Below are 21,050 nucleotides of genomic sequence, written 5' to 3'. Positions count from 1 at the left end.
AACTGTGATTGGTCAGGGCGACGATCAGAAATCGATATTCATGCCCAACTGGAAGGTACGGCCAGGCATGACGGCCAGCGCTTTATCGTAAGCATCCTGACGGGTGGTTTCTGTCAGGTTACGGCTGCTGAGGTAATCCCAGTATTTACGATCCGTCAGGTTGTAGATGCCGCCGTTTACTCTGACGTGCTTCGCCACCTGCCAGTAAGCGGTCATATCCACCAGACCATAACCCGGCACACGCATATATTCGGCGGTGGAGTCAGTCAGCGCACTGCCGCTGTTCGTGTAGCTCTCGCGATTGGTATCGGTAGCGCGTTTACCTTTAACAAAGGTGGCAGTCACCGCCGCGCCGTAACGCTTCGCCGGATCATCCCACGCCATGCCGACGATAGCTTTTACAGGTGCCACGCTGTCGAGATCAACATAGCGGTCGCCGGAGTAGCTGGATTTTGATTTCCCTTCGTTGTAACCCAGCGCAAAGGTGGCGCTCAGCCCGTTTACCTCTTCAAACCAGGTGCCAAAGTTCAGTTTAGTGCTGACCTGTCCACCATAGATATAGGCTTTATCGCGGTTCTCAGCCTGATAGATAGTGTAGATATTTGATGGCACATTGGTGAACATGCCAGGGTTAGCAGAGCGCGTATAACGGGTATAGGCAATAAAGTTTTCATAGGTGTTGTAGAACATCGCCGCACTCAGCGTCACCCCTTCAACGGCCTGGCCTTTCAATCCCCACTCGACGTTATTACTGGTTTCAGTTTTCAGATCGGAATTACCAATCAGCGCATACTGCTGTCTTCCGGCATAGTTGGAACCCAGGTTCCACGAGCCATACAGCTGGCTGGCGTTCGGGAACTGCGCGCCACGTTTGTACATCAGATAAGTCATCAGCTGCGGCGTGATATCGTAATTAAAGCTCAGAGAAGGCAGCACCTGCGTATCGGAATTTTCTTTGCCGTACAGCGTCTGCAACTGAGATTCGGTCAGGATACCGCTGCCAGTGGTCAGGCTACTGAGGTTCTGCGGTTTAGTGGTCTGATGGGCAACCCTTACACCGGGCACGATGCTGAAGTCATGACCACCAAGGTCGAAATGAATCTTATCCTGCACAAAACCGCCGAGCGTATAACTGCGGCTGTCAGCATCAGGTTGCATAATCACGCTGTACTGGCTGGGGGCTGGCTCCTGGCGGAACGGGCGACGGGTCTCGCTGATGCTGCCGTTCAGGCCGCCGCTCAGTTCGTGCCGTCCCAGCGATTTTGCCAGCTGAGTGCCGAAACCATAGGTATCCACTTCATAATCGGAATAAACCCGCTCCATCGCCGTGGCGCTGGAAGGCATCCAGGTGTTGTCGTGGGCCTGCGTCTGCTGGTAGTAAACACGCGATGTCAGGCTGTCAATCCAGGCATTGGCCGGTGTCCATTCATCTTTCAGACTGACACCCCAGCGACGGGTATTACTTTGTTGCTGTGCGGTGCCCCAGATGGTGCTGCCTGCCGAATCCCAGGTATCGTAATGGCTGTGATTAGTTTTTTCGTAGTAATCCACCGTTCCGGTCAGCTTATGTTCATCATTTGGCTGCCAGATACCTGAGGCCATCAACGCATTGGAGTGCCAGTTGGCCGGATAAGCCGCAAGGGTGCCGCTGTTGTTGCGGGTCTGCTGGCCATCGCGACGGCTGTAGACAAACACCCCGCGCAGGGTTTCATCCCCGGCAGCGGCGGTAATACCGTTGTGCCAGCTGCGGTTGGAAGAGTCGTAATCAGACTGATAACCGAAATAGCTATGTTTGTTGGGCGACAGATAATCATCTGCCGATTTAGGCATAAAGGAGACGGCACCGCCGATAGCGTTATTGGCCCGCGATGTCGAGGTGGCACCCGATTCGATATCCACCTGACCATACATGTAAGGGTCGATGTAATCGCGGCCGATACCGAAGGTATTCACCCCCACACGCCCCACATAGCTGCGACCCGTGGCTTCCGGCTGAGGAATGCCATCGACATCAAGTCCGACACGGTTACTCTCCAGACCACGAATGTTGTAGCCGGTGTAGCCGCTGCGGTCGAAACCACTTTTACCCGCTGAAGAACCGCCACTGGTGCCGGTTGCACCGATCAGGGGTTCATATCGCATAACAGAACCAAAATCATTGGTTCCTTTTTGCTGCATCTCTTCTGCGCTGATGGTGGTTTTGCTGCCCGCTTCCTTTTTGGGCAATGGTGCCGTCACCACCATGACCGGTTCATCGGCCTTTTTTTCAGAAGAAACGGTCAGCGGTTTGCCAGAGGTGGTAACAGGCTGAGTGTTGGTGATGCTTTCTGCCCCGATGGTGTAGCCAGAGGTGACCAGCGTACTGAATAAGACAGACGTCCGGACAATTTCCCTTGAGGAAATAGGTTTACGCATTTTAATAAGCCTTTATTCTTTATTAGTATCGACTCATACATTGCTGCCACAGGCGTAACATCCGCAAAAAGAGCGTGCGCTTGCTGCGCATTATAAATGTCGATCCCTGACCCAATAACAAATGAGAATGATAATCATATTGATTCATCATATCAACATCCTCCATAATTAATTCATAATTCAAAAAAGAACGCATGTTGACAGGCTGTTGCCAGGATAAAACAATGCTGTTAGCCGCCCTCAGGAAAAACCCAATGAAAAACGCACCAACCGTCACTATTCACTACTGTTCCCAATGCAACTGGCTGCTGCGCGCAGGCTGGATGGCACAGGAACTGCTGCACACCTTCAGCACCGATCTGGCCGCCGTTACCCTGATCCCCGGCACGGGCGGCATTTATCAAATCGCCATCGACGGAGAGTTAATCTGGGATCGTAAAACGGACGGCGGTTTTCCGGAGGTGAAAGAACTGAAACAGCGGGTACGCAATGTCTGTTTTCCCGAGCGTGATTTAGGGCATATTGATAAAGCCTGATGCGTGCATAAGCGAAACCGCTAACTTTTCTGCTCTGTCCCCGGTTGATGGTTGCCTTTCTGTGAGGTGAGTCCGTGGATCTGCGGGCAAAATGTTTTACTGTCTACCAACCCCGTTTGCGCAAACTGAAAAATCATGCGGTTGCAAAAAAATAAGGAATGGCTTTCGCGAATGCCTGTTTGCGCAGCAAAAAGTCACTGGTCTGCACAAGGAAGAATAATGTCTCAGGATATATTTATAAAACTGAGTGGTGTTGAGGGTGAATCTGAGGATGCCAGCCATAACGGCGATATTGAGGTACTCAACTGGAAATGGGTGATAAGCCAGACGTCGAATATGCATTCGGGCAGCGGCGGCGGTGCCGGGAAGGCAACCATTTACGATCTACATTTTGAACACTATATCGATAAATCCAGCCCCACCCTTCTTCAATATTGCCTGAGCGGGAAACCTGTTTCCCAGGCGATTATTACCCAGCGAAAAGCAGGTGGTTCTCCTCTGGAATATCTGTGTATCACGCTTCAGGAGATTATTATCACCGGCGTGCACCCTGTTTATTACAATACCATGCGTGTACCGCGCGAAGTGGTAGCCCTGTCTTTCTCCAGCGTAACAATGGATTATCTGTTACAAAATACGCAGGGAAATATGGCGGGCACCGTCTCAGCAGGATATAACATCAAGGCCAACGCAATAATCTGATGATGGAAAAATAACGCTAAGGAAGGAGATAATATGTTATTTATTGATAAAAATGGCATGACGGATGCTGAACGTATCGTTAAGAAAAGATTCACTACCATTGAGCGGCAGGATCTTAATCAAATAAACGGCATTGTGGTGCATCAGACCAGTTCGTCAACTCATCCTGAGATAGCCAGGAAAAACATTACCGAAGCGAGCACAGCGAAATGGTGAATATAAAGATTGCGCTTATATTTTTTTTCACTTTTTTTTCCAGGTTCGCCTGTTCAGATGTCGTGACTGATATTGAAATCAATGAATCCGGGATCGCCTATATCGGCCATAGCAAAGTCGAACAGGAAGGATGTAAATTATTCAGGCCCACCCCTGAGCAACTTGCAGAATATTTTAATCAGGCTCAGAGGCTTGAATTCGGTGGATGGCGAGAACATACCTACTATTCACCCTGTATAGTGACAGGGAAAGTCTCATTCAAAAGTGGTCAGTCAGGAAAATTCACCATACAGTCGAGTGGCTATGGCTATGGAACGTTCAACAATAAAGCTATTAATTTTTTTCACAAAGAAAACCCGTGGTTTGATCCCTTCCAGTGCAGTTACGCTATGGGCGATGAACCCGATCCGGGTTGTGATGATCCCCAGCCCTGACAACAGCAGATAATATCCAGCTATAGTTCAAAGTACGCCTTTACTGGCGTACTGCGAACCTGCTCAATCTCAGGCTTCACAACCGCGACCTGACTGATAAACAATGATAAATTTTGGGTGAATTCTGGCTTATTCCCACTTACAAGGACCGCTATGAGCAAACTGCAATGCTGGAAAGTTGGTGAACTGCGCATCAGCAAACTGATTGAACAAAGACTGAGCCTGCCCGCAGAAGTCCTGTTTCCGGAGGTAACAGAGCAACAGCTTGCGCACTCTTACCCCGTAATGACCCGGCAAAACACACTGGATATCGCTGTTCATAGCTGGCTGGTCGAATCGCCACAGGGGCGCTTTCTGATTGATACCGCAACGGGTAACAATAAATCCCGCCCCTTCAGCCCACAGTTTGACCGGTTGAACAGCCCGTGGATGGAGAATTTTCTTGCCAGCGGATTACAGCCGCAAGACATCGACTACGTATTACATACCCACCTGCACATTGACCACGTTGGCTGGAACACCCAATGGGATGGCACAGGGTGGGTGCCAACTTTCCCCAATGCACAATGGATTATCCCGCAGGAAGAAATTGACTGGTATCAGACGCCGGCAGCGGCAGAAAGAACGGTGATTTTTGCCGACAGCGTGCAGCCATTGATTGAGGCGGGGAAAGTACAGACGGTGGCGGCGAGCGGTGGCGAAATCCTGCCGGGCATCCACTATCTGCCAACGCAGGGGCACAGTGCCGGTCATATGAGCATTGCATTTGCTTCCGCAGGAGAGATCGCGCTGTTCACCGGGGACGTTATGCATAATCAGATGCAGGTCGCCAACCCGGAACTCTCTTCGGTGTTTTGCCAGGATAAAGATGCGGCACGCCGCTCACGTAAGGTATTACTGGACTACGCCGTTGGACACCATGCCACCCTGTTTACCGTGCATTTCAGCGACAGCGCGGTGGGACGAGTCAGCACTTCCCCTGACGGCTACTGCTGGACAGCTATCTGATACCGGGCGGGTTATCGCCTCCGCCCACCCTCAAACCGGGGGCGGAATATACCGGGGGAGCATCTGCTCCCCCTTCCCATTTCGTCAGGCAAACCTGAATACGCCAATCGCCTGTTTCAGCGCATCTGCCTGTTGTTGTTGCTGTTGAGCCACCTGGACCGTTTCGCTGACGTGTCCCACGTTATCCTGCACACTGCGGTCAATACTGGCGATGCTGTCGCGCATCCGGGTAATACTGCTGCACTGCTGTTCGCTCATCTCAGACAGCTCATTGACCAGCAGCGTCAACCCTTCAATGCTGGCGATAATCTCGCGCATGGTATGCCCGGCATGGGTCACCTGCTGTGAACCACTGCGGGTACACTCCACCGAGGTACCAATCAACTGATGAATTTCTTTTGCGGCACCTTCACAGCGCACGGCCAGCGTACGCACTTCCGAGGCGACTACCGCGAAACCTTTGCCGTGAACGCCCGCACTCGCGGCTTCTACTGACGCATTCAGCGACAGAATATTGGTCTGGAAAGCGATGCTGTCGATCAGCTCAAGCGCGGCATTGATCCGGCGGGATTCTTCGTCAATCTGCGCCATTGACTCCACCGCATCATCAATCTTTTCGCCGCCTTTCAGCGCCACTTTACTGGTGCTCGCCGCCAGCTCACGCGCCCTTTGCGCCTTTTCACTGGCCAGCATCGCCGCCGAATTCATCTCTTCCATCGCGCTGGCGGCAGTGGCTAACGCTGCCGCCTGCTCATCGGTGCGCGTAGAGAGCGCAGCGTTGCGCTGCAAAATACTCTCGGAAGCGATGAGCAGTTGGCTGACGCCGTCGCTCACCTGACACAAGGTGTCACCCATGGTGCCCAGGGTGTTATTGAAGGTTTTACCAAAGGCCGTTTCCGTCGCCTCTTCATCCTGTGCCAGCGTCAGTTTCCCCGGCTCGCGGGTGATCCACGATGCCAGATGCGCCACCTCACTGGCAGAGCGGGCATCGGCCGCCATATTCAACGCAATGGCGACCAGAATAGCCGTCTGTGCCACCACAAACAGCGCATGAAACACCACCATATGAAAACCAGGATGCATAAATACCACCACATCAAACAGCCCGTTTTCCTGAAAATAATTAAACAGTACATGGTGAACCGCAGCCGTCGCTGCGCCCATCAGCAACGGGCGATAATCGCGATAGGCCAGCAGGGCAGAGAGCAGCACAAAAATCGAGAAATGGTATTCCGTATCACCGTTCCCCAACTGAATAATCAATGCGGCATAGGCGATCAGCACAAAGGCAAACCAGAGGCGGGTGAACAACCGACCAGGCAGCAGAGCTCTGACCACGGTTGCGCTGAGCGTCAGCGTGATACCGGTGATCAGTGCCAGCTTTACCTCATCATTAAACCAGCCGATCACCCCCGCAAAAAGCAGCAGCCCCCAACAAATAAACAGCATTAACAGATCGGCCTGACGCCAGATTCGATCAAGAGAAACCTGCTGCGCCGGCTGAATTTTTGCCTGGTCTGGATTGGTCAGTAACATGATAGCCCCGGTGATTATATCCACGTCATTTTCCGCACAAAGCGCGGGGCGTGGCTTCAGCGTCAGATTAGGACCGCTTCACTGTCATCGTCAATGTGATTTGTCACCTGCCCCCCGGGCCACGGGCGCAGAAGCTGGGGGAAATATCACGGAGGAAAAGAACAATGTCGGGCAAATGATTTTTTGGCGATATTTTAGTACGACTTAAGTCTGACTCAGCGTAGTTAATGGCCTTTTAGAACACAGGTAACTGACTGTCATCCTGCTGTCACACATTTGTGATGCAGGATCAACTATGGCCCATGCCGGTCCTGTTCCGTCCGGCTCGCATCACGCACCACAACGGCAGTGGCAGGGTCACCAGCAGCAGCAGCCATAACAGCGAGTAAACCGCGTCAACGCCGTCATTCTGCAAATTGATAAACAGTTTGACCGGGATCCCCTGAGGAAAATAGCTGAAAACCAGCACGATACCGAATTCACCGATCACCCTGCCCCAGGTCAGGGCCAGCGCCGCCGCCAGCCCCCTCGCCGCCTGTGGCAACGTCAGTCGCCAGAAAATCTGCCACGCCGTGGCCCCCAGCGTCTGGCCAGCCTCTTCAATATCGACCGATACCTGCTCAAAGGCGGCTCTGGCAGCAACCACAAACCACGGTAAACCGCCATAAAATTGCGCAATGATAAAGGCCCCGGCATTGTTATTCAGCGACACACCGAGCGTAGCCAGCACTTCGCCGAGCGAACCATAGGGACCAAACACCGACACCAGCAGGATCCCCATCGCCAGCGGCGGGGTCAGCAGAGGCACCAGCACCGCCACTTCCACCGCCCCACGCCAGCGCGACGAGGTTCTGGACAGCCACAGGGCCAGCGGCAGACCAGCGGCAATAATCAGCGGAACAGCAACCGCACTCATCGCCAGCGAGGTGGCAACGGCATGGCCGTCACCCCACGCCAGCTGAAAAGTGGACCACGGCGTAATCGCCAGCAGGGTGATAAAAGGCGTGACCAACAGCAGCACTGCCGGTATCCCCAGCCACAGCGATCGCACCTTACATCGCCCCGCCTTTCGGCGCGCCATAGCCATGGTTCTGCAACAACGTCTGCCCCTCTTTTCCCTGCATAAACTGCACAAATTTCTGTGCCATTTCAGGATGTGGCGCGTTTTTCAGCACGGCGGCATAAAACACCAGCGGCTGGGTATGCAGCGTTTTTTTCTGGCCTTTGGCGTCGGTGATGTCAAAACTGACCCGGCTGTACCACTCTTTATCCAGCGACGGATCGCTCAGGTTGATTTCATCCGGCAGGGTAATGTAGGGCAGATGTGCCGAGCGGGTAGCGCTTTCATAGCCGGAAGCCGCATCAATCTGTCCGGCTTCAAGACGCGTCAGCAGGCCACCTTCCGCAAACACCTGCTGAGGGTTTTGCACATCACCCAACACCTTGTTCGCCAGATCCGGCTGCTGATAGTAACGACTGGCCAGCAGCATGGTGAAAATGATGTTCTGCCCTTGCGGATCGGTGGCAGGATCGGTGCGACCAAAACGCAACGACGGCGTTTGCAGCACCTGCCACCACGCTTTCGCCCCCTGCTGGTGGTCACGAATGGCGTTGAACTGCGCGGCGTATTTGCCTTTCGGATTCCAGGCAATCACCATACTTGTACTGGCGACCGGCACCGCATGGTCCACCAGCCCGGCTTTTTGCAGCACGGCAATCGGTCCGGGCGTCACGGAAACAAACACATCCGCCACCACCTTTTTCGACGCCAGCAGATTTGCCATGCCATATGCGCCCTGCCCCTGGCCCTGGTAATTCACCTTATTTTCCCTGGCAAACGCCGGTCCCAGCGCCTTGTCCATCACCACACCCATCGACCCGGCATAAGTGACGCGGAAATCATCCGCCGCCTGCGCCGCGCTGGAAAGCGCCAGCAGAACGGCGGCGGCACCCGCCAGGCGGGTAAGGGTAAAAGCTTTACATCCGGACATGATTAAACGCTCATCGTTATATAACTGGATACATTACGATAATCGAATCTCCGGCCACGTCAATAAGCACGCCAGTTAACTTCACCGTGGAGGTTGCGTCACTGCTGGCGCGATCGGGCTGCGTGTTTTTTCGTCCTTAAACCAGATACTTATTAAACCAGCCGAGGGTGCGCTGCCAGGCGAGGTCGGCGGCGGCTTTATCGTAGCGCGGCGTCGAATCGTTGTGAAAGCCGTGATTGACTTCCGGATAGATATGCGCCTCATACACCTTGTTACTGGCTTTCAGCGCCGCCTCATACGCGGGCCAGCCTTCATTGATGCGCGTGTCCAGCCCGGCATAGTGCAGCAACAGCGGAGCCTTGATACGCGCCACGTCTTTCGCATCCGGCTGACGGCCATAAAATGGCACCGCGCAGGCCAGCTCCGGGTATGCCACCGCAGCGGCATTGGCTACGCCACCGCCATAGCAAAAGCCAGTGATGCCCACTTTGCCGGTGGTCCGCGCATCCTGCATCAGAAACTCAATCGCGGCGAAAAAGTCGTTCATTAACCGGGTCGGATCGATCTGCTGTTGCAGCTCGCGCCCCTTTTCATCGTTGCCGGGATAACCGCCCATCGCGCTCAGGCCGTCCGGTGCCAGCGCGATAAATCCGGCCTTGGCAACCCGCCGCGCCACATCTTCAATATAGGGATTCAGCCCGCGGTTTTCGTGCACCACCACCACCGCAGGCAGCTTACCGCTGGCTTTTGCCGGGCGCACCAGATAGCCACGCACGCTTTTATTGCCCTGCGGTGAAGGATAATGAATGTACTCCGGCAGGATATCCGGATCGGTAAATTCCACCTGCTGCGCCAGCGCGTAATTGGGGCTGAGCGAGGAGAGCAGCGCCGCCGCCGTCAGTCCGCCAACGGCAAACTTACCGGCCAGCGACAAAAATTCACGCTTGGTGATTTTGCCATGAACGTAATAATCGTAAATTTCCAGCAATTCAGGAGAGAAGTCTTTCGCAGTCATTCGGGACATCGGTTGGCTCCTTAAGGTTGTTTATGCTGAACCGCACATTTTGGCCGGGCAGAGACGCGCGGTTTTAAGATATCATTTCGTTAACATTGCATATACTTTCAGTCAACCGCCAGATTATTCATTATGACCCAAGCCCGGCCTGCTTCTTCACCGCCCGTCTTTGACGGACATAACGATCTGTTGCTCCGGCTGTGGCTGCATCAGTCCGACGATGCAGTGGGGGATTTTCTCCATCGCTCGCTGGAAGGACATCTGGATATGGCCCGCATTCGCCAGGGGGGATTTGCCGGCGGGCTGTTTGCCGTTTTCGTCCCGCCTGCACAGTATGTCAGGCAGCATAACCCGGCTTACGATGAACGCAGTCACAGCCCGCTGGCCATCACCGACGCGCAGATTGCCTTGCTGCATCAGGTGGCAGAGCGCTCGCAGGGCCAGGCCCGTGTCTGTCAGAGCGCTGAGGAGACAGAAAAGTGCATCGCTGACGGCGTGCTGGCAATGGTGTTGCACATTGAAGGCGCTGAAGCGCTGGATGCCGAATGCAGCCAGCTGGAAGGCTGGATCGCCGCCGGACTGCGCAGCATCGGACCATTATGGAACCTGCAAAATGTGTTTGGTCACGGCGTGACCGGGGCTTTTCCCGGCTCACCGGACAGCGGCGAGGGGCTGACGGCTGCCGGTCTGAATCTGCTGCGGCTCTGCAATCAGCAAAGGCTACTGATTGATCTCTCTCATATGAATGAGAAAGCCTTCTGGCAGACCGCCCGGCTGAGCAGCGCGCCGCTGGTTGCCAGCCATTCTAATGCGCATACGCTTTGCCCCCAGCCGCGCAATCTGACCGACCGCCAGCTGGATGCCATCGCCGCCAGCGATGGCTTTGTCGGCGTGAATTTTGGCAACGCGTTTTTGCGCGCCGATGGCAAACGCGATGGCAGTACGCCGCTGAGCGAAATCGTCCGACATCTGGACTGGCTGCTGAACAGGCTGGGTGAAGAGGGCGTGGGGCTGGGATCCGATTTCGATGGCATCAGCGTGCCTGAACAACTGGGTGATGTCGCCGGGTTACCCCGACTGATTGCCGCGATGACTTCGGCAGGCTATTCCAGCCAGCTGATTGAAAAAATCTGCTGGCGCAACTGGCTGCGGGTATTAAAGAAAACCTGGGGAAAATGAACCACCTGGAACATTGAGAGCGCTTTTGAGGTTAATCCCTGCTTTACACAGGGTTGATATCAATGTGACACAGGCGCAACATTCGTTCCAGAAAATATAAGATAATTGCCGATAAACCGATCACCCTCCGTCATTATGACGGCTTTTTGATAAACACCATGAGGAGAGCACCATGAAGTGGACTAAACCAAAATTTGTTGATTTACGTCTGGGCTTAGAAGTCACGCTGTACATCTCCAACCGCTAATCCCCTGTGCCCACTTCGGTGGGCATCTTCCTTTTCCTTTGCTGGTTCACACATGCAGATTAACGTTCTCGGTTCTGCTGCGGGCGGTGGCTTCCCTCAGTGGAACTGCAATTGCAAAAACTGCCAGGGCCTGCGTAACGGCACCCTGAAAACCTCAGCCCGCACTCAGTCATCCATCGCCATCAGTGATAACGGCGTTGATTTTGTGCTGTGCAACGCCTCTCCGGATATTGCTCAGCAGATTGCCGCCACGCCAGTGCTGAACAAACAGGGGGTGCTGCGCGGCACGGCGATTGGCTCGATAATCCTGACCGACAGCCAGATCGATCACACCACCGGCCTGCTCAGCCTGCGTGAAGGTTGCCCACATCAGGTCTGGTGCACGTCAGAAGTGCATCAGGATCTGAGCACCGGCTTCCCGGTTTTTCCCATGCTCAGCCACTGGAACGGCGGCCTGGTACATCATGCCATTACGCCCGGTGAACCTTTTTCAGTGGCGGTCTGTCCGGCGCTGACCTTCACCGCCATTCCGCTGCTCAGCAATGCGCCGCCCTACTCCCCTTACCGTGACCGACCGCTGCCCGGCCACAACGTGGCGCTGTTTATTGCCGACAGCCGCAGCGGCAAAACGCTGCTGTATGCACCGGGCCTCGGCGAGCCGGACGCGCCGTTGCTGGAGTGGCTGAATAAGGCCGACTGCCTGCTGATTGACGGCACCCTGTGGCAGGATAATGAACTGGCAAACAGCGGTGTCGGACGCAATACCGGCCGGGATATGGGCCATCTGGCGCTGGCGGAAGAAGGCGGGCTGCTGGCCCTGTTGGCCTCCCTGCCGGCAGAACGCAAAATTCTGATCCACATTAACAACACCAACCCAATCCTTGATGAAGAGTCAGCCGAACGCCTTGCGTTGACCAGAGCGGGCATTGAAGTAAGCTGGGACGGGATGCAAATTGACCTGTAACGAGATGAAGATGAAGCCAGACACGATGCCGGCAGAGGCGATGACGCCAGATGCCTTTGAGCAGGCGCTGCGGGCACGCGGCGCTTATTACCATATCCATCACCCTTATCACATCGCGATGCACAACGGTCAGGCCAGCCGCGAGCAGATCCAGGGCTGGGTGGCAAATCGCTTCTATTATCAGACCAGCATCCCGATCAAAGACGCGGCGATTATGGCCAACTGCCCGGACCCGCAGGTCCGTCGCAAATGGGTGCAACGTATTCTCGATCACTACGGGCAGGAAAACAGTCAGGGCGGTATTGAAGCCTGGCTGCGGCTGGGCGAGGCCGTCGGGCTGCCGCGTGAGCAACTGCTGTCGGAAGAGTGGGTGCTGCCCGGCGTACGCTTTGCGGTGGATGCCTACGTCAACTTTGCCCGACGGGCGGTCTGGCAGGAAGCAGCCTGTAGCTCACTGACCGAGCTGTTTGCTCCGCAAATCCATCAGGCGCGCCTGGACAGCTGGCCAAAGCATTACGGCTGGATTGAAGCCGAAGGCTATCACTATTTCCGCAGCCGTCTGAGCCAGGCTAACCGCGATGTCGAGCACGGACTGGCGCTGGCGAAAGCCTGGTGCACCACGGCGGAAAAACAGCAAAGGATGTTGCAAATCCTCCAGTTCAAGCTGGATATCCTGTGGAGCATGCTGGATGCCATGAGCATGGCCTGGGAGCTGCACCGTCCGCCTTATCACACCGTCACCGACCAGCCGGTCTGGCACCATGAGAGACTGCTGTAATGAATATCACCGATCGGCATATTGCCGCCTTTCGCCGGGGCTACCGTCTGCAATGGGAGCCCACCCAGCAATGCCATGTGATCCTCTATCCGGAAGGCATGGCAAAGCTCAATGAGAGCGCCGCCGCCATCCTGCAACAGGTGGATGGCAAGCGTTGCATCGCAGAACTGATTGCCGTGCTCAATGCCGCTTTTCCGGACGCGGGTGGCGTTGACGACGATGTCAGAGAGTTTCTCAGCCAGGCAGTAGAACAGAAGTGGATAATCCTGCGTGAACCCGCTTAAACCTCAAATCAATCCGCCGCTGTGGCTGCTGGCAGAGCTGACCTACCGCTGCCCGTTGCAGTGCCCGTACTGCTCCAACCCACTGGATTTTGCCCGCGAAGAGCAGGAGCTGACTACCGAACAGTGGATTGAGGTCTTCAGGCAGGCGCGGCAGATGGGGGCGGTACAGCTGGGTTTTTCCGGCGGCGAACCGCTGGTGCGTAAGGATCTGCCGGAACTGATCCGTGCCGCGCGCGATCTGGGTTTTTACACCAACCTGATCACCTCCGGCATCGGCCTGACAGAGAAGAAGATCGATGCCTTTGCCGATGCCGGTCTGGATCATATTCAGATCAGTTTTCAGGCCAGCGATGAGACGCTGAACGCCGCGCTGGCGGGATCGCAGAAAGCCTTCCAGCAGAAGCTGGCGATGGCAAAAGCGGTCAAAGCGCACGGCTATCCGATGGTGCTGAACTTTGTGCTGCACCGGCACAATATCGACCAGATCGACCGGATTATCGATCTGGCGATTGAGCTGGAAGCCGATGACGTCGAGCTGGCTACCTGCCAGTTTTACGGCTGGGCGCAGCTCAACCGGGAGGGACTGTTGCCAACCCGCCAGCAGATTGCCAGTGCGGAAGCGGTCGTCCAGCGCTACCGTGAAAAAATGAGCGCCGACAGCAATCTGGCTAACCTGCTGTTTGTCACCCCCGACTATTACGAAGAACGCCCTAAAGGCTGCATGGGCGGCTGGGGAGCGATTTTCTTAAGCGTTACGCCGGAAGGGATGGCGCTTCCCTGCCACAGCGCCCGTCAGCTGCCGGTCCAGTTCCCGTCGGTGCTGGAGCACAGTCTTCAGCAAATCTGGTATGAATCGTTCGGCTTCAACAAATATCGCGGCTTCGACTGGATGCCGGAGCCGTGCCGCTCCTGTTCGGAAAAAGAGCAGGATTTTGGCGGCTGCCGCTGCCAGGCCTTTATGCTGACCGGCAATGCGGATAATGCCGACCCGGTATGTAGCAAATCGCCGCACCACGAAAAGATCCTCGACGCGCGGCGGCAGGCTGAATGCAGCAACATGCGCATTGACCAGTTACAGTTTCGCAACCGCGTCAACTCGCAGCTGATTTTCAAAGTATGAGCAGGCAGCTGAGGCTGGAGAATGGGCTGCGGGTGACGGTGATCCACGATGCGGATGCGCCACGGGCCGCCGCACTGATCCAACTGGCGGCGGGCAGCCATCAGGAACCGCAGGCATGGCCGGGACTGGCGCATCTGCTGGAGCACGTGCTGTTTGCCGGTAGCGCGAATTTTCAGCATCAGCAGCGGCTGATGGCCTGGGCCGCCGCGCAGGGTGCCTCGCTGAATGCCACCACCCTGGCAAATCAGACCGCCTGGTTCTTTGAATCCGCCGCCGAAAGCCTGGCCGACGGGCTGGAGCGGCTGGTGGATATGCTGATCAACCCGCTGCTGAGCCATGAGGCGACAGCGCAGGAAGCCAGGGTTATTGATGCGGAATACCGCATGTTGTGCAGCCACAGCGCCACGCTGCGGGACGCCGCGCTCAGCCAGGCGTTTGCCTTCCCGCATCCCATACATAATTTTCACGTTGGCTCGCTGAGCCACTTTGGCCACGACAGCAGCGCGCTGCGCCAGGCATTACAGGATTATCATCAGCGCTGGTTCCATACGGCGAACCTGCACCTGTGGCTGCTGGGCCCCCAGCCGTTAACCGAGCTGACCGCACTGGCACAAAAGGTCGGGCGGGCTTTTCAGGCCAGTCCCTCCGTCATGCCCTCACCCTGCGATCCGCTGCTCCGCCTGCGCCCTGAGCGAACCTTTGCCCTGCACAGTCATCACACGGCGCTGCTGTTAAGTTTTCCGCTTAGCGGTGTCGATCCCGGCCTGTTTTCTATACTGCGCGAGCTGCTGCACGATAAAGCTGAACACAGCCTGGCAGAGGCATTACGGCAACAGTGCGACAACATTCAGCTGCTGGAGCCTTACCGCAGTCCACATCAGTCCCTGCTGAGCGTGGTTTTTCAACTCAACGCTGGCAATCATCAGCAAAACGCAGAAACTGAAGCCCTCTTCGGCCAGTGGCTGAAACAGGCCGCCAGTCTGACCGGACCACAGCTGGCGCATTATGCCCGTCTGGCACAGCGCGATTTTGCCGCGCAGTCCCCCGTTGAGCGGCTGCGAATACTGGCATTTGGCTTTGCGCCGCCGGAAGGTCTGACTGACGAAGCCGCTTCGGCGGAAGGTCTGACGGCACGTTTAGCGCAGTGGCGAAAACTGCTTACCCGGCTGTCAGCGAAGAATATGACCCGGCTGTGGCTGAGCGCACAGGACGATTTGCCGCACTGCGTGGCCCAGGGGTTTACGCTCTCCTGTGGTCCGCTGCGACAACCAGCCCGCACTGAGCACGACGTTGCGCTATCCCTCAGCGGCGAACAACGTCCGGCAGCGAAGATGCGGTTTCATCAGCCTGACAGCGCACTGCCGCTGCCGGTTTTGCCTGCGACGTCGGCCCCGTTACAGATTTTGGTTTGCCGTGGTCAACCCACGCTGTTGCTCACGCCACGGCCCGGCCAGTGGCTGAGCGAAGCGTGTGCGGCGGTGATGACGGCCGCCCTGCAACCGGCGATGGCCGACTGTCGTCATCGCGGCGGCGATCTGCGCTTTGTACAGCAGCAGGGAGTATGGCTGCTGCAACTCAGCGCCGGTGAGGAGTTAATGCTGGCGGGGCTGGCTGGCGCGCTGAGCGCGCTGAATTCGCCTTCAGAAGCCGTAATGGCGCAGGCTGAGCGCGCATATCAGCGCAGCAGGCAGGCAAATTTTGATGACGTCGCCGTGCGCTGCCTGCTGCATCATCTGCAACAGCTGTTACACCCGTCAGCCACGGCGGTCAGCCCGGTCCTGCCACTGCCGGGCAGTCTGCGCGATACCGACTGGCAGGCGGCGCTGTATGCGGAAGATCAACAGCTCAGCCAGCCGCTTGCCCGGCTGTTATCCGCTTTCCCCGCCGCGCTGCACCTCTCTTGCGGTCAGTACCGACCCGCGCTGCCGGATAAATCCTGTTACGCCGTTGCCACCCGCAGTGATGACGCCGCCGTTATCGTCTTCTGCCCGCTGGCTGAGCTCTCTTTATTGAATATCGCCACCTGTCAGCTACTGGCGACCCTGTATGGCCCACGTTTTTTCCAACGCTTTCGCGTGGAGAAGAATATCGGCTATGTGGTCAGCTGCCGCTTTCAGCATCTTGCAGGCCACGCCGGTCTGCTGTTTGCCCTGCAATCGCCGCTTCTCCCCTGCGGGGAGCTTTATCAGCACATCGCCAGCTTTGTGCAGCAGATGATTGCCGTCATCGCCACCTTACCTGCCGCAGAGCTGGAGGCGTGCATCGCCGCGCAGCAGCGCACACTTGCGCCGCATCCTCCCGGCAGTCCGGCGCAGTGTGTCGGGCACTGGCAACATCAGCGGATAAATTTACCGCCGCTGACCCCGGATATTTACCCGCAGATTACCCTGGCTACACTCCGCCAGGCCTGCCTGAGCCTGAGCGACGATCCCCAACGCTGGTGGCACCTGCACAATCAGCCCGGCGCATATTCCGCGGCCTGATATCCGGCATGCTCCCGCTGGTGAAAAATTCTGCGATGACCAGCATAAAGTTCCTGTCACGGTGATCCGATAACCTGTTCAGCGGGTTTTTCCCCATCACAGAGTGCACAGCATGATTAAAAATATGAAGGTCGTTACCAGCATTATTATTATGCTGGTGGTATTTAGCGGGCTGCTGCTGATTTCAAGCGCCCTCTCTTTTAAAGCCATTAACCAGGATAAAAACAATTTCACTCACGCCAACACACTGACCCACCAGCAGGGACAGCTCAGCGACAGCTGGCAGACCCTGATTAAAACCAGGGTGACGATCAACCGCGTCGCCATCCGTATTCTTAAAAAGCAGACCGACGCGGCAGCACAGGCGGCGATAGCCAAACTGCTGTCAGACGCTGCGGCCTCACTTCAGGTAGCGCAGCAACATTACGACGCCTACAAAAATGCGCCTGCCATCAACGGGCAAAGTCCTGAGCTGGCGGCGCGGGTTGCCAGCAGTTATCAGCAGCTGTTCGATACCCTGACCATGTCAATCCAGTATCTGCGGGCCAATAATTATGAAGCCTACGGCAACCTGGACACGCAGAAAGCGCAGGAGATGATGGAAGAGAGCTACAACCAGTGGCGCACACAGAATGACGCGCTGCTGGCAACCGGCATGGAGCAGAATCAGCACAGCTTCAGCCACATGGTGTGGACGCTGGCTGGCGTGGTGCTGGTGCTGGCACTGCTGGTGCTGGCGGTCTGGGTGGTGATTAAAGCCGTGCTGCTGACGCCGCTGAAGTTGGTCACCACACATATTCAGGGCATTGCTGGCGGCGATCTTTCCGGTCATCTGTCGGTGGAAGGCCGCAGTGAAATGGCACTGCTGGCCACGCACCTTTCGGCGATGCAGCAGTCGCTGAAACAGACCGTCAGCCATGTGCGTGACAGCGCCAGCGCCATTTATACCGGTGCAGGCGAGATATCACTTGGCAACAACGACCTTTCCGCCCGCACCGAGCAGCAGGCCGCCTCGCTGGAGCAAACCGCTGCCAGCATGGAGCAGCTGACCGCCACGGTGAAACAGAATGCGGAAAATGCCCGCCAGGCGTCGCAGCTGGCCAAAAGCGCCTCAGAAACCGCCGGAAAAGGCGGCCAGATGGTGGATGGCGTGGTGAAGACCATGGGGGAAATTGCCGGAAGCTCGCAGAAAATTGCTGACATTATCAGCGTGATCGACGGCATCGCCTTCCAGACCAACATCCTGGCGCTGAATGCAGCGGTAGAAGCCGCCCGTGCGGGGGAACAGGGACGCGGATTCGCCGTGGTGGCGGGTGAAGTACGCAATCTGGCGCAGCGCAGTGCGCAGGCGGCGAAAGAGATTAAAACCCTGATTGAAGCCTCGGTCAGCCGGGTGGACGCCGGTTCTGAACAGGTTAGCGTCGCCGGTAAAACCATGCACGATATCGTCGCCGCGGTCATGCGCGTCACCGACATCATGGGAGAAATCGCCTCCGCTTCCGATGAGCAAAGCCGGGGGATCGATCAGATTGGCCTGGCGGTGACCGAAATGGACCGCGTCACACAGCAAAACGCGGCCCTGGTGCAGGAGTCGGCGGCAGCATCCGCTTCGCTGGAAGAGCAGGCCAGCCGTCTTTCTCAGGCAGTGGCCGCATTCAGAACCGATCAGACGCCAGGCCGCAGCCTGAGCAGTGCAAAACCAGCAGACAAAGCCATACCCGCTCCGCTTCTGCCGTTAGCCCCACCCCGCAAAGCACTGCAAGGCGACCAGGGCAACTGGGAAACCTTCTGATTACGTTACAGACCGTTCAGCCTGCCCGAGCGGCGGCTGAACGGTCCACAGGCTGATCACAGGCTCGGTGCCTGGGTGCCGCCGATCAGCGGCAACACCTGTCGCATCAGCGCCAGAAACTGACGCAGTTTGGCAGGATAATAACGCGCCCAGGGATAGACCAGAAAAACCGGCAGCGGCTCTGCATACCAGGCGGGACAAAGATGCAGCAGCCGCCCGCTGGCAATATCCTCCGTTACCGCCCATTTTGACGCCACGCCAATGCCCATCCCCAGCAGCACACTGTTGCGCAAGGCATACAGACTGTCGGTCAACAAGCGGGGCTGGATATCAATCTGCTCTGTTGTGCCGTCGTCGCTATGCAGCACCATCTGATTGCGATAGAAAGTGCTGAGCGCCACCCAGGGATAGCTTTTCAACGCTTGCGGATGCTGCACCGGGTTATGCCCGGCAGATAATTCCGGCGCGGCCACCACAATGCGCGGCACTTCTGCAACCAGCACCGCCACCACTGAGGGATCGGTCATCGCCCCGATATGCACCGCGCAATCTATCCCTTCCGCAATAAAGTCTGGCCGCCGGTCACTGAGCATCCACTCCACGGTCATTTTTGGATAGCTCTGCAAATAGCGCTGCAATGGCGCAATCATCTGATCCTGACCAAATGCATGTGGCACCAGCACCCGTAACAGCCCGACCGGCTCTTCGGTTACCCCCCGAAGATCGTCTTCTATGGTCCGCCAGTTCTCAATCAGCGTCTGAGCATGGGCAAAGCAGCGTTGGCCGTCATCGGTTAACTTCATCACGTGCGTGGTGCGCTGTATCAGCTTCAGCCCCAGCAATTTCTCCAGCGTCTGTAAACGTCGGCTGACGGTGGGTTGGGTGGTTTGCAAACGGGCCGCCGCCGCAGAGAGGCTGCCCGCTTCAACAATACGGATAAAGGTTTGCATCAACTCTATACGGTCGGTGCCTGACAAAGGGATTTCTTTCATGCATTAAGCGTATAACAGTATTACCGGGCAGGCCACTACCACGCTTCCCCGCCTGGCGTTAAAAATGTGCTCCTTATCTCATCAGATTATCAGGAGAGCAGATGACATCCCCTTCGCCACACGCCCCCCTTGCCCGTCGCACCGTCGTAATACTGGCGACCGGCGCAGGCTTCAGCGTGGCCTCCATCTATTACAGCCAGCCGATGCTGGGGATTCTGGTCAGGGAGCTGCATGCCACCGTCTCCAGCGTGGGTCTGGTGCCGACGCTGACGCAGGCGGGTTATGCGCTGGGCATTCTGCTGCTGGCACCGCTGGGCGATCGCCATGACCGACGAAAGATTATTGCTCTGAAAGGGCTGCTGCTGGCCTGCGCGCTGGTATTCAGTGCCAGTAGCAGCGGGATCGGTATGCTGCTGCTTGCCAGCCTTACGGTGGGGATTGCCGCCACCGTGGCTCAGGATATTGTTCCGGCCTCTGCCCAGCTCTCTCCCGCCGCGCAGCGCGGTAAAACCGTCGGCAGCGTAATGACCGGGCTGCTGCTGGGGATCCTGCTGTCCCGCGTGCTGAGTGGCTTTGTGGCCGGGTATTTTGGCTGGCGCAGCATATTTATCGCCGCAGCGGTGATGGTTACCGCCATCACCCTGGTGTTGTGGCGCAGCCTGCCGTCAATGCCTCCGGCTACGCAGATGCGTTATCCGGCGCTGCTCTCTTCCATGCATCACCTCTGGTGCCACTATCCTGCGTTGCGGCGGGCCACGCTGGCCCAGGCGTTGCTGTCGGTCGGGTTCAGCGCCTTCTGGTCGACGCTGGCGGTAATGCTACATGACAGCTGGCAGCTGGGCAGTGCAACAGCCGGATCCTTTGGCCTGGCGGGAGCTGCGGGTGCGCTGGCGGCACCGCTGGCCGGAACGCTGGCCGATCGTCGTGGTCCCCGGCGGGTCACCCTGATCGGCACGACGGTCGCCTCCCTCTCCTTCGCATTGATGTTCCTGCTGCCGTGGCTGCCTGCTCCCTGGGCGCTGGCGGTGATTGTCCTCTCGGCGATTGGCTTTGATTTTGGTGTGCAGTCGACGCTGGTGTCGCACCAGTCGATCATCTTCAGTCTGGAGCCTGCTGCGCGCAGCAGGCTGAATGCGCTGATGTTTACCGGCGTATTTATCGGTATGGCGGCAGGCTCCGCTGCTGGCAGCATCATGCTGGAGAAAACCGGCTGGACAGGCGTGGTGGCACTGCTGACGCTGAGCGGCCTGGGCAGCATGGTGGTGCGCTGGCGCGACAGGACCCCACCAGCTGCGGTCCGCCAGCCTGCGGCCGGGTCATAACCCGACTGCGCTAACCCTGTCTGCTGACCAGCAGCA

General features: G+C 56.9%; 20 protein-coding genes. 14 read left to right on the top strand and 6 right to left on the bottom strand.

Annotation, left to right across the window (positions count from 1 at the left end):
- Positions 1–24: 24 nt before the first annotated feature.
- The gene (locus BG55_RS10075) at positions 25–2,415 is read right to left on the bottom strand and encodes a TonB-dependent hemoglobin/transferrin/lactoferrin family receptor (RefSeq protein WP_034937092.1); all 2,391 of its coding nucleotides are present in this window, start codon (positions 2,413–2,415) and stop codon (positions 25–27) included.
- 254 nt (positions 2,416–2,669) lie between these two features.
- On the opposite strand from BG55_RS10075, the gene BG55_RS10070 reads away from it, so the two are divergent.
- From BG55_RS10070 to BG55_RS10050, 5 genes are all read left to right on the top strand, one after another.
- On the top strand, positions 2,670–2,951 hold the full coding sequence (locus BG55_RS10070) for an Rdx family protein (protein WP_034937088.1): 282 nt from the start codon (positions 2,670–2,672) through the stop codon (positions 2,949–2,951).
- A gap of 219 nt (positions 2,952–3,170) precedes the next feature.
- Entirely contained in the window at positions 3,171–3,653 is a 483-nt protein-coding gene (locus tag BG55_RS10065) for an Hcp family type VI secretion system effector (RefSeq protein WP_034937087.1), read from the top strand.
- A gap of 33 nt (positions 3,654–3,686) precedes the next feature.
- On the top strand, positions 3,687–3,869 hold the full coding sequence (locus tag BG55_RS10060) for a hypothetical protein (protein WP_034937085.1): 183 nt from the start codon (positions 3,687–3,689) through the stop codon (positions 3,867–3,869).
- On the top strand, positions 3,863–4,303 hold the full coding sequence (locus BG55_RS10055) for a hypothetical protein (protein ID WP_034937084.1): 441 nt from the start codon (positions 3,863–3,865) through the stop codon (positions 4,301–4,303). Before BG55_RS10060 ends, BG55_RS10055 begins: the two co-directional genes overlap by 7 nt.
- Before the next feature lie 153 nt (positions 4,304–4,456).
- Complete coding sequence (locus tag BG55_RS10050) at positions 4,457–5,311, top strand: MBL fold metallo-hydrolase (RefSeq protein ID WP_034937082.1); 855 nt, start codon at positions 4,457–4,459, stop codon at positions 5,309–5,311.
- 84 nt (positions 5,312–5,395) lie between these two features.
- Here BG55_RS10050 and BG55_RS10045 read toward each other — a convergent pair whose 3' ends face one another.
- From BG55_RS10045 to yghX, 4 genes are all read right to left on the bottom strand, one after another.
- Positions 5,396–6,847: a methyl-accepting chemotaxis protein gene (locus BG55_RS10045; protein ID WP_034937080.1), complete on the bottom strand. Its 1,452-nt coding sequence runs from the start codon at positions 6,845–6,847 to the stop codon at positions 5,396–5,398.
- Positions 6,848–7,136: 289 nt separating this feature from the next.
- On the bottom strand, positions 7,137–7,928 hold the full coding sequence (locus BG55_RS10040) for a molybdate ABC transporter permease subunit (protein ID WP_200871610.1): 792 nt from the start codon (positions 7,926–7,928) through the stop codon (positions 7,137–7,139).
- Entirely contained in the window at positions 7,900–8,838 is a 939-nt protein-coding gene (locus tag BG55_RS10035) for an extracellular solute-binding protein (protein WP_034937076.1), read from the bottom strand. Before BG55_RS10035 ends, BG55_RS10040 begins: the two co-directional genes overlap by 29 nt.
- A 136-nt stretch (positions 8,839–8,974) precedes the next feature.
- Positions 8,975–9,862: a YghX family hydrolase gene (yghX, locus tag BG55_RS10030; protein ID WP_034937072.1), complete on the bottom strand. Its 888-nt coding sequence runs from the start codon at positions 9,860–9,862 to the stop codon at positions 8,975–8,977.
- Positions 9,863–9,985: 123 nt separating this feature from the next.
- Between yghX and BG55_RS10025 the strand changes: the two genes are divergently transcribed.
- The 8 genes from BG55_RS10025 to BG55_RS09995 all read left to right on the top strand — a co-directional run bounded on the left by BG55_RS10025 (position 9,986) and on the right by BG55_RS09995 (position 18,700).
- The gene (locus BG55_RS10025; protein WP_034937070.1) at positions 9,986–11,032 is read left to right on the top strand and encodes a dipeptidase; all 1,047 of its coding nucleotides are present in this window, start codon (positions 9,986–9,988) and stop codon (positions 11,030–11,032) included.
- Positions 11,033–11,204: 172 nt separating this feature from the next.
- Positions 11,205–11,279 (top strand): pyrroloquinoline quinone precursor peptide PqqA, encoded by a 75-nt coding sequence (gene pqqA, locus BG55_RS21850; RefSeq protein WP_071995007.1) that lies wholly within the window; start codon positions 11,205–11,207, stop codon positions 11,277–11,279.
- Between the two features lie 52 nt (positions 11,280–11,331).
- Entirely contained in the window at positions 11,332–12,243 is a 912-nt protein-coding gene (pqqB, locus tag BG55_RS10020) for a pyrroloquinoline quinone biosynthesis protein PqqB (protein WP_034937067.1), read from the top strand.
- 25 nt (positions 12,244–12,268) lie between these two features.
- Entirely contained in the window at positions 12,269–13,021 is a 753-nt protein-coding gene (gene pqqC / locus BG55_RS10015; RefSeq protein WP_034937064.1) for a pyrroloquinoline-quinone synthase PqqC, read from the top strand.
- Positions 13,021–13,305: a pyrroloquinoline quinone biosynthesis peptide chaperone PqqD gene (pqqD, locus tag BG55_RS10010; protein ID WP_034937061.1), complete on the top strand. Its 285-nt coding sequence runs from the start codon at positions 13,021–13,023 to the stop codon at positions 13,303–13,305. Before pqqC ends, pqqD begins: the two co-directional genes overlap by 1 nt.
- Positions 13,292–14,425, top strand: a complete 1,134-nt coding sequence (gene pqqE / locus BG55_RS10005) for a pyrroloquinoline quinone biosynthesis protein PqqE (protein ID WP_034937059.1) — start codon at positions 13,292–13,294, stop codon at positions 14,423–14,425. The genes pqqD and pqqE overlap by 14 nt, the downstream gene beginning before the upstream one ends.
- The gene (gene pqqF, locus BG55_RS10000; protein WP_034937056.1) at positions 14,422–16,908 is read left to right on the top strand and encodes a pyrroloquinoline quinone biosynthesis protein PqqF; all 2,487 of its coding nucleotides are present in this window, start codon (positions 14,422–14,424) and stop codon (positions 16,906–16,908) included. The genes pqqE and pqqF overlap by 4 nt, the downstream gene beginning before the upstream one ends.
- A 112-nt stretch (positions 16,909–17,020) precedes the next feature.
- Positions 17,021–18,700, top strand: coding sequence for a methyl-accepting chemotaxis protein (locus tag BG55_RS09995; RefSeq protein ID WP_034937054.1), 1,680 nt, complete (start codon positions 17,021–17,023; stop codon positions 18,698–18,700).
- Between the two features lie 56 nt (positions 18,701–18,756).
- On the opposite strand, the gene BG55_RS09990 is transcribed toward BG55_RS09995, so the two are convergent.
- The gene (locus tag BG55_RS09990) at positions 18,757–19,692 is read right to left on the bottom strand and encodes a LysR family transcriptional regulator (protein WP_034937052.1); all 936 of its coding nucleotides are present in this window, start codon (positions 19,690–19,692) and stop codon (positions 18,757–18,759) included.
- 101 nt (positions 19,693–19,793) lie between these two features.
- Between BG55_RS09990 and BG55_RS09985 the strand changes: the two genes are divergently transcribed.
- On the top strand, positions 19,794–21,014 hold the full coding sequence (locus BG55_RS09985; RefSeq protein WP_052018778.1) for an MFS transporter: 1,221 nt from the start codon (positions 19,794–19,796) through the stop codon (positions 21,012–21,014).
- The last annotated feature ends 36 nt before the right edge of the window (positions 21,015–21,050 follow it).

The organism is Erwinia mallotivora, from assembly GCF_000590885.1.
In the GTDB taxonomy this organism is placed as follows: Bacteria; Pseudomonadota; Gammaproteobacteria; order Enterobacterales; family Enterobacteriaceae; genus Erwinia; species Erwinia mallotivora.
Note: the sequence above shows the minus strand (reverse complement) of the source record. Positions and strands in the feature narration are given on the sequence as shown.